General features: G+C 64.8%; 12 protein-coding genes. 6 read left to right on the forward strand and 6 right to left on the reverse strand.

All coding sequences use genetic code 11. The features are described 5' to 3' along the window. Positions 1–16 precede the first annotated feature (16 nt). The 6 genes from chrA to AC1ROT_RS20795 all read right to left on the reverse strand — a co-directional run bounded on the left by chrA (position 17) and on the right by AC1ROT_RS20795 (position 6,389). The gene (gene chrA / locus AC1ROT_RS20770; protein WP_493001401.1) at positions 17–1,366 is read right to left on the reverse strand and encodes a chromate efflux transporter; all 1,350 of its coding nucleotides are present in this window, start codon (positions 1,364–1,366) and stop codon (positions 17–19) included. Between the two features lie 16 nt (positions 1,367–1,382). Continuing rightward, positions 1,383–2,186 (reverse strand): chromate resistance protein ChrB domain-containing protein, encoded by an 804-nt coding sequence (locus tag AC1ROT_RS20775; protein WP_493001403.1) that lies wholly within the window; start codon positions 2,184–2,186, stop codon positions 1,383–1,385. A gap of 141 nt (positions 2,187–2,327) precedes the next feature. Further along, entirely contained in the window at positions 2,328–3,437 is a 1,110-nt protein-coding gene (gene dprA / locus AC1ROT_RS20780) for a DNA-processing protein DprA (protein WP_493001405.1), read from the reverse strand. Then, positions 3,412–4,050 (reverse strand): glycerol-3-phosphate 1-O-acyltransferase PlsY, encoded by a 639-nt coding sequence (plsY, locus tag AC1ROT_RS20785; protein WP_493001407.1) that lies wholly within the window; start codon positions 4,048–4,050, stop codon positions 3,412–3,414. Before plsY ends, dprA begins: the two co-directional genes overlap by 26 nt. 5 nt (positions 4,051–4,055) lie before the next feature. Then, positions 4,056–5,360: a dihydroorotase gene (gene pyrC, locus AC1ROT_RS20790; RefSeq protein ID WP_493001408.1), complete on the reverse strand. Its 1,305-nt coding sequence runs from the start codon at positions 5,358–5,360 to the stop codon at positions 4,056–4,058. Positions 5,361–5,369: 9 nt separating this feature from the next. Beyond that, positions 5,370–6,389, reverse strand: a complete 1,020-nt coding sequence (locus tag AC1ROT_RS20795; RefSeq protein WP_492973283.1) for an aspartate carbamoyltransferase catalytic subunit — start codon at positions 6,387–6,389, stop codon at positions 5,370–5,372. 83 nt (positions 6,390–6,472) lie between these two features. Between AC1ROT_RS20795 and AC1ROT_RS20800 the strand changes: the two genes are divergently transcribed. The 6 genes from AC1ROT_RS20800 (at position 6,473) to AC1ROT_RS20825 (ending at position 12,988) form a co-directional block, all read left to right on the forward strand. Next, the gene (locus AC1ROT_RS20800) at positions 6,473–7,018 is read left to right on the forward strand and encodes a hypothetical protein (RefSeq protein WP_492972977.1); all 546 of its coding nucleotides are present in this window, start codon (positions 6,473–6,475) and stop codon (positions 7,016–7,018) included. Between the two features lie 20 nt (positions 7,019–7,038). Next, positions 7,039–8,820, forward strand: a complete 1,782-nt coding sequence (locus AC1ROT_RS20805; RefSeq protein WP_493001410.1) for a tetratricopeptide repeat protein — start codon at positions 7,039–7,041, stop codon at positions 8,818–8,820. A gap of 66 nt (positions 8,821–8,886) precedes the next feature. Continuing rightward, a complete protein-coding gene (gene metG, locus AC1ROT_RS20810; RefSeq protein WP_493001412.1) occupies positions 8,887–10,443 on the forward strand; it encodes a methionine--tRNA ligase in 1,557 nt (518 codons plus the stop codon). Positions 10,444–10,450: 7 nt separating this feature from the next. Further along, on the forward strand, positions 10,451–11,254 hold the full coding sequence (locus AC1ROT_RS20815) for a TatD family hydrolase (RefSeq protein WP_492973284.1): 804 nt from the start codon (positions 10,451–10,453) through the stop codon (positions 11,252–11,254). 7 nt (positions 11,255–11,261) lie between these two features. Further along, positions 11,262–12,017, forward strand: a complete 756-nt coding sequence (locus tag AC1ROT_RS20820; protein WP_493001413.1) for an MBL fold metallo-hydrolase — start codon at positions 11,262–11,264, stop codon at positions 12,015–12,017. Then, positions 12,011–12,988 (forward strand): mitochondrial fission ELM1 family protein, encoded by a 978-nt coding sequence (locus AC1ROT_RS20825; protein ID WP_493001414.1) that lies wholly within the window; start codon positions 12,011–12,013, stop codon positions 12,986–12,988. Before AC1ROT_RS20820 ends, AC1ROT_RS20825 begins: the two co-directional genes overlap by 7 nt. Positions 12,989–12,994 lie beyond the last annotated feature (6 nt).

The raw sequence follows: 12,994 nt of genomic DNA on the forward strand, positions 1-12,994 counted from the left end.
CTTCGGCCCCCTTTTTTTAGAATGAAATAGAGAGCTGAACGGTAGAGCGAATGAAGTATATCGCTATACCGGCAATAGCGGCCCCACTAAGTAGCCAGCCTAACGCAAGATGAAAGCGGAAGACCGCGACCAGTGCTGCTGCTGACAGCGCTGCCATCCAGGGATCGAGACTGGCAAGCACCGGCAGATCCCAAGTTATGCCAGACCAGGACACCGGCTGCATCTCGCGGAACAGTGTGTGCAGGCTGAACCAGACTGCGAGATTGAGGATCACGCCGACTACGGCCGCCGTGATCGCTGCCAGTGCATGGCTGAAGGCCTGCACATGGCGGATGCGTTCCACATAGGGCGCGCAAAGGAATATCCACAGGAAGCAGGGCACGAAGGTGACCCAGGTGGCGAGCAGGCCGCCGAACAGGCCGCCGAGCAGCGGATCGAGGCCGCCGAAGCGGAAGCCGGCGATATAGCCGACGAAGGTGAGCACCAGGATCAGCGGACCGGGCGTGGTCTCGGCCAGGCCGAGGCCATGCAGCATCTCGTCGGGACCGAGCCAGCCGAAACCTTCCACCGCCTGCTGGCCGACATAGGCGAGCACTGCGTAGGCGCCGCCGAAGGTGACCACCGCCATCTTGCTGAAGAACACACCGACCTGGCTGAAGACGTGATCGGGACCGAAGACGGCGAAGCTGTACAGCACCGGTACGGCCCAGAGCAGCGCGAAGAGGGCGAGGATGCCGATGTTGCGCTGCCAGCTCGGCGCCACGCTGGGCAGCACATCGTCATCATGCTTCATCTGCACGCCGATCCAGTCGGGTCGCGCCTGGCCGATGCGCCAGCCGACCAGGCCGGCGCCGAGCACGACCAGTGGGAAAGGAATCTGCAAGACGAACAGCCCGATGAAAGCGGCCGCACTGAGGCCGAGCAGGAAGCGCGTCTTGATCGCGCGTTTGGCAATGCGCTGCATCGCCTCAAACACAATGGCCAGCACGGCCGCCTGCAGGCCGAAGAACAAGCCGCTGATGACCGGCACCTCGCGCCACAGCACGTAGATGGTGCTCAAGGCGAGGATGACGGCAAGGCCGGGCAGAATGAACAGCAGGCCGGCGGCAAGGCCGCCCTTCCAGCGATGCAGCAGCCAGCCGATATAGGTGGCGGTCTGCTGCGCCTCCGGCCCGGGCAGCAGCATGCAGAAGTTGAGCGCATGCAGGAACTGCGGCTCGCTGACCCACTTTTTCTCGTCGACCACGATGCGATGCATCATGGCGATCTGCCCGGCCGGGCCGCCGAAGCTGAGCAGGCCGATCTTGGCCCAGGTTTTAAAGGCCTCGCCGAAAGAGGGGGCGGTTTTTTGCGGAATCGTATCCATGGTTTTTTCTACCCGCTTACGCCGCCGGCGGCCAGCCGTGTTGTTCGCCTGCGGCACTGGCGCACCAGGCATACAGGGCATCGTAGATCAGCATGCCGCGCTCCAGCATGATGTCATCATCCTGCAACATGACCGAAAGTCCGAGCGAGATGGCCAGCAGGCCAGGCGCCTGCGGCGCCAGTTCCGGATGACCGGTATCGGCCGCCCGCACGATGGTGGCCAGGCGCATCAGAGCCGGATCGCCGCCCAGGACATGCTTCGCGATAAAGGTATCGAAGCTGCAAAGCTCACCATCATGGCTGTAGGCCGCGCCAGGGATGTCATAGGGCGTGGCCTGCCACGCTTCGGCGCGGGCGAAGACCTGGTCGGCCGGCACATAGAGAAAGCGTGCATCGGCATCGATGAAGCGCCGTACCAGCCAGGGGCAGGCGATGCGGTCGATCTTCGGCCGTTCGCGGGTGATCCAGCGGCTGGCCTCCACCGGCGGCTTCGCCTGCAGCGGTCCACCGGCGGCACGCCAGCCCTCGATGCCATCGACCAGATAGCGGGCGCGATAGCCGCGCCGCTGCAGCTCGGTGCAGGCCTCCTGGCTGACCTCATGGCCATGCACGCAAGCCACGACGATCTCCTGATCGCGTGGCAGGGCCTGCGCCCAGAGGCCGATCTGTTCGGGCCGTCGCCGCCGCGCGCCGCGGATGGTATCCGCCGCTTCGGCATAGCGTTCCTCGCGCCGCAGATCGATCAGATACGGGAAACGCCCGGCGGATTGCGCGCGCGCCAGGTCGACAACGGAGATGGAGGGAAGGGTGCTGGTATTCATCTTGCTACTCCTGCCACGCGCGGTTTTTGCGTGACGATCAGGAGCGGCGCTTGGATACCGGAGTATCTCAGTCGGGGAGACCGCATTGTCCCCGTAACCGGAGACCTACCGCCGGGCCGGCGGAAAGGCAAGCGGATTTTTTCAGGCCGACGAGACCTTGCCGCCGGGATGGCGCAGCAGGCTGCCGGCCAGTTCCTTTTCGGTCAGCACCATCTGCACGATGGCCGCGGCCAGGCCGCTGAGCCGGACCAGATCGTCGACCAGCACCGGCGAGGGCGAGAGCAAACGATCAAGTTCGGCATGGGCGCGGCCGAGATCGTCATCGCCAATCGGTGCGACGCGATCCGGCTTTGCTGCAACAGGCAGCGCGCTTTGCTGCGGCGCCACCACGGCCAGGATGTCATCGATGCGCTCGACCAGGGTGGCGCCCTGGCGGATCAGGTCGTTGCTGCCATGGCAGCGCGGATCGAGCGGCGAGCCCGGCACCGCCATCACCTCGCGGCCCTGTTCGGCCGCCATACGCGCGGTGATCAGCGAACCGGATTTCAGCGCCGCCTCGATCACCAGCACGCCCAATGATGCCCCGCTGATCAGGCGGTTGCGGCGCGGGAAATTCTGCGCCAGCGGCGGGGTGCCCGGCGGCATCTCGGCAAAGATCGCACCCTGTGCAGCGATCTGCTCATGCAGCGCGGCATTCTCGGGCGGAAATACCACGTCGATGCCGGTGCCGATAAAGGCTGCCGTCCTGCCGCCGGCCGACAGCGCGCCGTCATGGGCGGCCCGGTCGATGCCGCGCGCGAGACCCGACAGAATGCAGAAGCCGTGGCGGCTGAGGTCGGCGGCGATGTCGCGGGTGAAGCGCTGGCCGATGGCCGAGGCATTCCGTGCGCCGACAATGGCGATGCCGGGCTGCTGCGTGATCAGCGGATCGCCTTTCACTGCCAGCAGCGGCGGTGCGTCTTCCAGCTGCATCAGGCCGACGGGATAGCCGGGCTCGCCCCAGGCCAGCAGGGTGGAGCCGCAGGTCTTCAGCGCCTTCAGTTCCTGCGTGACGGTCTTTTCGTCGGCAAGGGTGATCTTGCGCCGCGCGCCGCCGCGCTGCGCCATCTCGGGCAGCTTCTCGATGGCTTTGGCGGCGCTGCCGTAATACCGGAGTATGTTGTGGAAGGTGATCGGTCCCAGATGCGCGCTGCGGATCAGCCGCAGCCAGTCGCGTTTCTCAGGCTCACTGAGGAGGCGACCCGCTGCCATCGGGTTTCTTCTTGCCGATCTTGGGTTCCTCGCCCTTGAGCAGGCGGGCGATATTCTGATGGTGGCGAATGAAGACGAGGAACGCCATGGCGAACCCCATGACGCCGGCTTCCGGGCTGACATAAATCCAGGCGACGACCGGCGTTGCGACAGCGGTGACCAGCGCCGACAGCGACGACAGCCTGGTGATCAGGGCAACAACCAGCCAGCAGGCGCAGGCGAAGACACCGACCGGCCAGGCGACGCCGAGCATGACGCCAAGATAGGTGGCGACGCCCTTGCCGCCATTGAAGCGCAGCCAGATCGGAAACAGATGACCGATGAAGGCGGCGAAGGCGGCCAGCAGCATGATGTCGGGGCCGTAATACGCGCCCAGCAGCGCAGCGACGGTGCCTTTTCCGCCATCAAGAATCAGCGTGGCGGCCGCCAGATCCTTGCGGCCGGTGCGCAGCACATTGGTGGCGCCGATATTGCCCGAGCCGATGCTGCGGATATCGCCCAGCCCGCTCATCTTCGTCACCACCAGGCCGAAGGGGATCGAGCCGAGCATGTAGCCGAAGACGACGGCAGCAATGTAGTAGGGCAGATCGAAGATCCAGAAGGCCGCATCCATGGCGATCAGCTTTCGCGCTTGCGCTGGAAGACCGTCTCGCCGGCAACCACCGTGCGCAGCGCATGGCCCTGAACGCGGCGGCCGTCATAGGCGGAATTCTTTGCCTTCGAGCGGAATTTCTTTTCATCGACGCGCCAGGGCGTGTCGGGGTCGAAGACCAGCAGGTCGGCCGGTGCGCCGGGCGCGAGACGACCGCTGTCCAGCTTGAGCAGCTTGGCCGGATTGCAGGTGAGGCAGGCCAGCAGCTTCAGCAGCGGCACCGAGCCGTCGTGATACAGACCCAGAGTCAGCGCCAGCAGCGTCTCCAGCCCGATCATGCCGAATTCGGCCTGGGCAAACGGCAGGCGCTTGCTTTCCGGATCCTGCGGCGCATGGGCCGAGGAGATCACATCGATGGTGCCATCCGCGATGGCCTCGACCACGGCCTTGCGGTCGCTCTCGACGCGCAGCGGCGGCTTCACCTTGGCGAAGGTGCGATAGTCGCCGACATCGAATTCGTTGAGCGAGAAGTTATGCGGAGCGGCGCCGGCGGTGATGCGCAGGCCGCGGGCCTTGGCGCGACGCACGGCATCCAGCGAGTCCTGCGTCGAGAGATGCGAGGCGTGCAGGCGGCCGTTGGTCATTTCCAGCAGGCGGATGTCGCGTTCCAGCATGATGGTTTCGGCCATGGCCGGGATGCCGGACAGGCCGAGGCGGGCGGCGATCTCGCCCTCGTTCATTACGCCGCCCTTGGCCAGCGACGGATCTTCGCAATGCTGCATCAGCAGCAGATCGAAGACGGTGGCGTAGGACAGCGCCCGGCGCATCAGGCGCGGCGAGGCGATCGACTTCTCGCCATCGGTGAAGGCAACTGCGCCGGCCTGGGCCAGCAGGCCAAGTTCGGTCAGTTCTTCTCCCCGGGTGCCCTTGGTGATGGCGGCGGCCGGCAGGATCCGCACCACGGCGGTATCCGTGCCGCGGCGGGCGATGAATTCCACCAGCGCCACTTCGTCGATCACCGGATCGGTATTGGGCATCGCCACCATGGTGGTGACGCCGCCGGCGGCTGCGGCGCGAGCGCCGGTGGCAATGGTTTCCTGATGCTCGGCACCCGGCTCGCGCAGCCAGACATGCATGTCGATCAGGCCCGGCGACAGGCAGTGGCCCTGGCAGTCGATCTGCTCGGTATCGCCGGCGAAGTTGCCGCTGGCGAGCTTGGGGCCGAGATCGACGATGCGGTCGCCCTCGGTGAGCAATGCGCCTTTGACATCGAGACCCGAGGCCGGGTCGAGCAGGCGCGCGTTGGTGTAGAGTTTACGACGACGAGGCATGGGTTTTCTTTACGAGCCCGTTTTATCTGCAAGATCCGGCGGCGTGCTGTGACGCCAGTTCGGCAGATGCTGGGCCAGCAGCTCCAGGCAGGCCATGCGGACGGCGACGCCCATCTCGACCTGCTCGTGGATGACGCTGCGGTGAATGTCGTCGGCCACCTCGGTATCGATCTCGATGCCGCGATTCATCGGGCCGGGATGCATGATCAGGGCATCGGGCTTGGCGAAGGCCAGCTTCTCGTGATCGAGGCCGTAAAAGTGGAAGTATTCCCGCGTGGACGGCACGAAGGAGCCGTGAAAGCGCTCCATCTGCAGACGCAGCATCATCACGATGTCGACGTCGGTCAGGCCCTTGCGCATGTCGTGGAAGACTTCGACGCCGAGCCGCTCGGCAAAGGCCGGCAGCAATGTGGGCGGGGCGATCAGGCGCACGCGGGCGCCCATGGTGTTCAGCAGGTGGATGTTCGAGCGCGCCACCCGGCTGTGCAGGATGTCGCCGCAGATGGCGACTGACAGGCCTTCCAGCCGGCCCTTGCGACGGCGGATGGTCAGCGCGTCGAGCAGGGCCTGGGTCGGATGTTCATGGCTGCCGTCGCCGCCGTTGATGACGCTGCAGCCGACCTTCTGGGCCAGCAGGGCGACTGCGCCCGAATCCTGGTGCCGCACGACCAGCAGATCCGGGTGCATGGCATTCAGGGTGATCGCAGTGTCGATCAGGGTCTCGCCCTTTTTCACCGACGAGGTGGCGACCGACATGTTGATGACGTCGCCGCCGAGTCGCTTGCCCGCCAGCTCGAAGGAGGTGCGGGTGCGGGTCGAGTTTTCGAAGAACAGGTTAATGATGGTCCGGCCGCGCAGGCTGGACTGTTTCTTCTCCACCGCCCGGTTCAGATCGACATAGCGGTCGGACTGATCCAGCAGAATCTGGATATCCTGGGCAGAAAGCCCTTCAATTCCAAGGAGATGGCGATGGGGAAAAGAAACCGACGGCCGGAGGCCGGATTCGGCGGATTGGGTGGCGCGACTCATAGACATTAAAAACGCACTCTAGCGAAATCGGCGTTGCAGGGCAATCAAACCATTAACCAATTTATGCTCTGCTGGCGATCATTATGCAGGACTATCGGCAGAATCAGATCGACCTTGCAACCGTGGACTCTGCTGCCAGCCAGGCGGTGCGTCTGCTGCAGGTGCTGAATGGCCGTGCCAACGACGTGGCGGCCATCACCACCAATATGTTCGAAATGGCCACGATGCTGTCGTTCTCGGATTACGCCGACGGCTTCCGTCGCGTGCAGGAGTTCCTGTCCTTCTGCGATGTGATCGAGAGCAAGCTGGAGAATATGCCGCCGGCGACGCGCGAACCGATCGTCTATGAAGTGACCGCGGTGAAAGTGCGCGCCTTCCATGCCCTGCTGAAAGCCATGGGCGCCTATCTGATGCTGCTGGAGCGGCGCGAGATGCTCAACTTCTTTGCCCAGGCCGTATTCCTGATGCAGCAGGATGTGTTGGTCGAGTTCAGCCGCGATGGCCTGTCCGACGTGCCGCAGCAGCTAGTCCCGGATGCCATGCCCGAGCTTTGCCTGGAGGTCCAGGAGCGGCTGAAGCGCCTGCTGGAACGCTGTATCGACGTTCCAGACTTCCGCTTCGAGACATGACCGCCGGAGCAGCGGCCCCGATGGACGCAGCGCTTCTGCAGCAGCTGCAGGCCGGACTGGAAGCACATCGCCAGGGCGACCTGCCGAATGCCGAGCGGTATTATCGCGCCGTGCTGGCCTCTGCACCCGACGCGCTCGATGCCTATAACCTGCTGGGCCGCCTGCTGGTGCAGAGCGGGCGGGCGGGTGAAGCGCCGGTGCTGTTGCGCCATGCGCTCGACCGTGCCCCGAACCAGCTCGGACTCTGGCTGAGCTATACCGAGGCCCTGCTGGCCAGCGGCGACCTGGAGGCGGCCCGTCTGGCTGCCGAAACCGCACGACGGCTGGCGCCGAAGGACGACGACGCGCTGTTTGCCTGGTCGGAAGTGCATCGGCTGGGCGGTCTGTGGGATCTGGCGGCCGGCGGGTATCGCGAGCTGCTGACGCGCAAGCCCGGCCATGCCGGGGCCTGGCTCAATCTGGCCACCTGCCTGCAGGCGATGGGCGATCTGCCCGGCGCCCGCGATGCCGCCGAACGCGCCGTGGGTTTCGCGCCGCAGGCGCCGGAATGCCACAACAACCTGGGCAACCTGCTGGCGCTGTCCGGCGATCATGCCGGAGCCCTGCCGCATTTCGACCGCGCCTTGCAGCTGCGACCCGATTACCCGCCCGCCCTGATCAACAAGGGTGCGGCGCTGCGCGAGCTGGGCCAGACCGAAGCGGCGCTGCCGCTGCTGGAGCGTGCCATCCGTCTCAGCCAGGGACATCCCGATGCCCTGGCCGGCTTCGCCCAGGCCAAACATGCGATGGGCGAACTGGCCGATGCGCTTGCGGCCTACCGAGCCGCGCTGTCACGCCGGCCCAACGATGCCGAAACCCAGTGGAACCATGCGCTCGCCGCACTGGCCGATGGCGATTTCACGGCCGGCTGGCCGGCCTATCGCTGGCGCTGGCGTAAGGCCGAACCGCCGCTGCCGCGCCGCAGTTGGCCCTGGCCGCAGTGGAATGAGGGCGGCGATCCGTCTGGCAAACGTTTGCTGATCTGGGGCGAGCAGGGGTTGGGCGACCGTTTGCTGTTCCTGCAATACCTGCCCGCGCTGCTCGATGCCGGCGCCATTGTCACGCTGGAAACCGATCCGCGCCTGATCCCGTTACTACAGCGACGCTTCCCGCAGATCGAGTTCATGCCGGAAGGCAAAACGGCTGATCCGGCGTTGCTCAAGCGCACCTTCGACGGGCATCTGCCGCTGGGCGATCTGGCACAGGGACCGCCGCCGGGCCTGCGGGTGCTGCAATCCGATGCAGCGCGCATGACCGGCTTCCGACGGAAATATCAGAATGGCAGCACAGATCGCCTGATCGGCCTGTCCTGGCGCAGCGCCAATCCCGCACTCGGCACCGCCAAGTCCATTGCCATTGCCGATCTGGCACCGCTGGCGGCCTTGGCCGGCACGCGGTTCGTCTGCCTGCAATATGATGTCACCGCAGACGAACAGGCCGGCCTGCGCGCCCTGTTCGGCGATCGCTATATCCATGACGCCACAGTGGATGCCCGCAACGACCTTGCAGCCCTGACCGACCAGATCGCCGCGCTGGATGCTACACTGACGGTTTCCAATATCACGGCGCATCTGGCGGGCAGTTTGGGGCACCCGGTGCAGGTGCTGGCGCCCGCCGGCAAGAGCCTGTTTTTCTACCTCATGGCCGGCACGGAGCGGACGCCCTGGTACCCGTCGATGCGGATTTCCCGCATGCAGCGGGGCCAGACGAGCGAAACCGCACTGCTGGATGCCGTCAGAGGGCTGGAATCGCTGGAAAAATAGCGCCTGCGGTGTTAGCAAAAGGCCCGCCGCTGGCATCTGCCGGGGCCAGACCCTACTTTCAAGCCCATGACCCGCAAAAGCTATTACATCACCACGCCGATCTATTACGTCAACGACAAGCCGCATATCGGGCATGCCTACACCTCGCTGGCCTGCGATGTGCTGGCGCGCTTCAAGCGGCTCGATGGCTTTGACGTGATGTTCCTGACCGGCACGGATGAGCATGGCCAGAAGGTGGAGAAGTCGGCCGAAGTCGCCGGCACCGATCCGAAATCCTTCTGCGATACCGTGAGCCAGACCTTCCGCGATCTCGCGAAGGCGATGAATTTCTCCAACGACGACTTCATCCGCACCACCGAGCCGCGGCATGTGACCGCCGTGCAGGCGTTGTGGCAGAAGCTTGTTGCGTCCGGGAATATCTATCTGGGGGATTACGCCGGCTGGTATGCCGTGCGTGACGAGGCCTTCTACCAGGAAGACGAACTCGTCGACGGTCCGAACGGCCAGAAACTGGCGCCGTCGGGCGCGCCGGTGGAGTGGGTGAAGGAGCCGTCGTATTTCTTCAAACTGTCGGCCTGGACCGACCGGCTGCTGAAATTCTACGAGGACAATCCCGGCTTCATCCTGCCGAGCAGCCGCCGCAACGAGGTGATGAGCTTCGTGAAAGGCGGCCTGAAGGATCTCTCAGTCTCGCGCACCACTTTCAAATGGGGCATTCCGGTGCCGGGCGACGAAGCCCATGTGATGTATGTCTGGCTCGACGCCCTGACCAATTACATCACGGCCGCCGGCTATCCGAATACCGAGAGCGAGAAATACAACCGCTACTGGCCGGCCGACCTGCATATGGTCGGCAAGGATATCCTGCGGTTCCACGCCGTCTACTGGCCGGCCTTCCTGATGGCCGCCGATATTCCGGTGCAGAAGCGCGTCTTCGCCCATGGCTGGTGGACCAACGAAGGCCAGAAGATCTCCAAGTCGCTGGGCAACGTCATCGATCCGCTGCAGCTGATCGAGGAATACGGCCTCGACCAGACACGCTATTTCCTGATGCGCGAAGTGCCGTTCGGCAATGATGGCGATTTCCGCCGCGCCGCGATCATGAACCGCATCAATTCCGAACTCGCCAACGGTTTCGGCAACCTGGCGCAGCGCACGCTGTCATTCTGCGCCAAGAACACCAATGCCTCGGTGCCGACACCGGGTCCGTTGAACGACGCCGACGAGGCCCTGCTGGCCCAGGCCGACAGCCTGATCGGGCAGTTGCGCGCGTCGCTGGACGAGCAGGCGATCCATATCGCCATCCAGCAATGGTTCGACCTGGTCGATGCCGCCAACAAGTATATCGATGTCGAAGCGCCCTGGACGCTGCGCAAGACCAATCCCGCGCGCATGCAGACGGTGCTGTGGACCCTGCTGGAGGCGATCCGCCAGCTCGCGATCCTGTCGCAGCCCTTCATGCCGCAGTCGGCGGCGAAAATGCTGGACCAGCTCGGCGTCTCGGAAGCCGCGCGCAGCTTCGCGCATCTGGGCGAACCCGGCCGCCTGCGCGCCGGCACGCCGCTGCCGGTGCCGCAGGGCGTGTTCCCCCGTCATGTGGAAGCAGCGAAAGAAGGCGCCTGAGATGGCGTTGCTGATCGATAGTCACTGCCATCTGGACTTCCCGGATTTCGCCGAGGAGCGCGATGCCATCATCGCGCGGGCGCGCCAGGCCGGTGTCGGCCTGATGCTGACCATCTCGACGCGGCTGGACCAGTTCGACCGCGTGCTGGCGGTGGCGGAAGCCTATCCCGATGTCTACTGCACGGTCGGGATTCACCCGCATGAGGCAGACGACCATGTGGATGTCGCCGCGGCGAAACTGATCGCGCTGACCCAGCATCCGAAGGTCGTCGGCATCGGCGAGACCGGGCTGGACTATTTCTACGAACACAGCGATCGCGAAGCCCAGAAGACCTGCTTCCTGGCTCATATCCAGGCTGCGCGCGAGACCGGACTGCCGGTGGTGATCCATACCCGCGATGCGGATGACGACACCGCCGCAATCCTGGATGCCGAAATGGCCAAGGGCAAATTCAAGGGCCTGCTGCACTGCTTCTCGTCCGGTCAGCCGCTGGCCGAGCAGGCCGTGAAGCATGACATGATGGTGTCCTTCTCCGGCATCCTGACCTTCAACAAGGCCAAGGCCGTGCAGGAGTCCGCGCTGGCGCTGCCGATGCAGAACCTGCTGGTGGAAACCGATGCGCCCTATCTGGCGCCGGTGCCGATGCGCGGCAAGCGCAACGAGCCGTCGTTCGTGGCCCATACGGCCGCCTTCCTCGCCAAGCTGAAGGGCGTCGGCGTGGCCGAGATCACCGATACGACGACGGCGAATTTCCTGCGCCTGTTCGACAAGGTGCCGCGCGATGCGGTCGGCGACCGCCGGGCTGCCTGAGGACTCGATGCGCGCCATTATTCTTGGTTGCGGCACTTCCACCGGCGTTCCGCGCATCGATGGCGCCTGGGGCGACTGCGATCCGGCCGAGCCGAAGAACCGCCGCAGCCGCGGATCCATCGTGGTGGAGCAGGGCAGCACCCGCCTGCTGATCGATACCAGCCCGGATCTGCGCAACCAGTTTCTGGCCAACGGTCTCACCTCGGTGACGGCCGTGGCCTGGACCCACGATCATGCCGACCAGACCCATGGCGCCGACGATCTGCGCATTCTGGCCTATACATCGGGTGAGCGCGTGATCGGCTATGCCGATGATTTCACCCATCAGCGCCTGCGCAAGAAATTCGGCTACTGCTTCGAGGCCATGAGCGATGGCTATCCGCCCATCATCGAGCCGCGCCTGATCGACGGGCCGTTCACCGTCGGCGCGATCACCGTGCAGCCGTTCCGCCAGGATCACGGCAAGATTCATTCGCTGGGCTTCCGGTTTGGCGACCTGGCCTATTCGAACGATGTCGTCGGCCTTGATGACGCAGCGTTCGAGACCCTTGCCGGCGTGAAGGTCTGGATTGTCGATGCGCTGCGCTACAAGCCGCATCCGACCCACAGCCATCTGGAACAGACGCTGGGCTGGATCGACCGTCTCAAACCCGAGCGCGCGATCCTGACCAACCTGAATTTCGAGCTCGATTACAACAGGCTGAAGGCGGAACTGCCGGCCGGCGTCGAACCGGCCTATGACGGCATGGTGATCGAATGCTGAAGTCGATCTGGGCGGTGTCGCAGAAGGGCGCTGTCGGCATGATGAGCCAGGCGCTCGGTCTGGCGGAAGCCCTGTTCAATGGCGGCGGCTTCGCCCTGCCGCAGAGTTTCGAGGTCGAGTATCGCTGGCCTTACACCTGGTCGCCGATGCTGCCGGCGTTTGCCAGCCTCAAGGCGATGACGCCGGAAAGCATGGCGGCCTTTGGCGGCCAGCCCTGGCCCGATGTGCTGATCACCTGCGGGCGCAAGTCGGCGCTCTGGGCACTGGCGGTCAAGCAGGCCAGCGGCGGCCGCACGGTGCTGATCCATATCCAGGATCCGAAATCTTCCCCCACATACTGGGACCTGCTGATCGTGCCCGAGCATGATCGGATACGCGGCCTGAACGTGATGACCTCCAAGGGTGCGCTGCACCGGGTGACGCGGTTCAAGCTCGACAGCGGCGCCGAGGCGATCCGCCAGGAATACGATCATCTGCCCAGGCCGCGCGTCGCAGTGCTGATCGGCGGCAACAACCGCTACTACACGCTCGACGAAGAGTGGATGCAGGGTTTTGTCGCCCAGCTGCGCAACATGGTCGAGCGTTCGGGCTGCGGCCTGCTGACCAGCATCTCGCGGCGCACCGGAGAGGCCGAGACCAATATCCTGCGCGGTGGCCTGGCCAGCCTGCCGGCGGCCTTATGGGACGGGAAGGGGCCGAACCCGTATTTCGGCTTCCTGGCGCTGGCCGATGTCATCGTGGTGACCTGCGATTCCGTGTCGATGATCTCGGAAGCCTGCTCCACCGGCAAGCCCGTCCTGGTGGCCCGTCTGCCCGGACAGTCGAAGCGGTTTGACGCCTTTTTCGAGAGCCTGCTGAGCCAGGGCCTGATCCAGTGGTTCGACGGTCGCCTGATGCAGTGGGAAAACGGCCGCCTGGACGATATGGATCATATCGCCCGCGATGTGCGCCGGCGGTTCGGTTGGGACTGATTTCTG

The organism is Ferrovibrio sp. GW821-FHT12E11 (assembly GCF_058806975.1).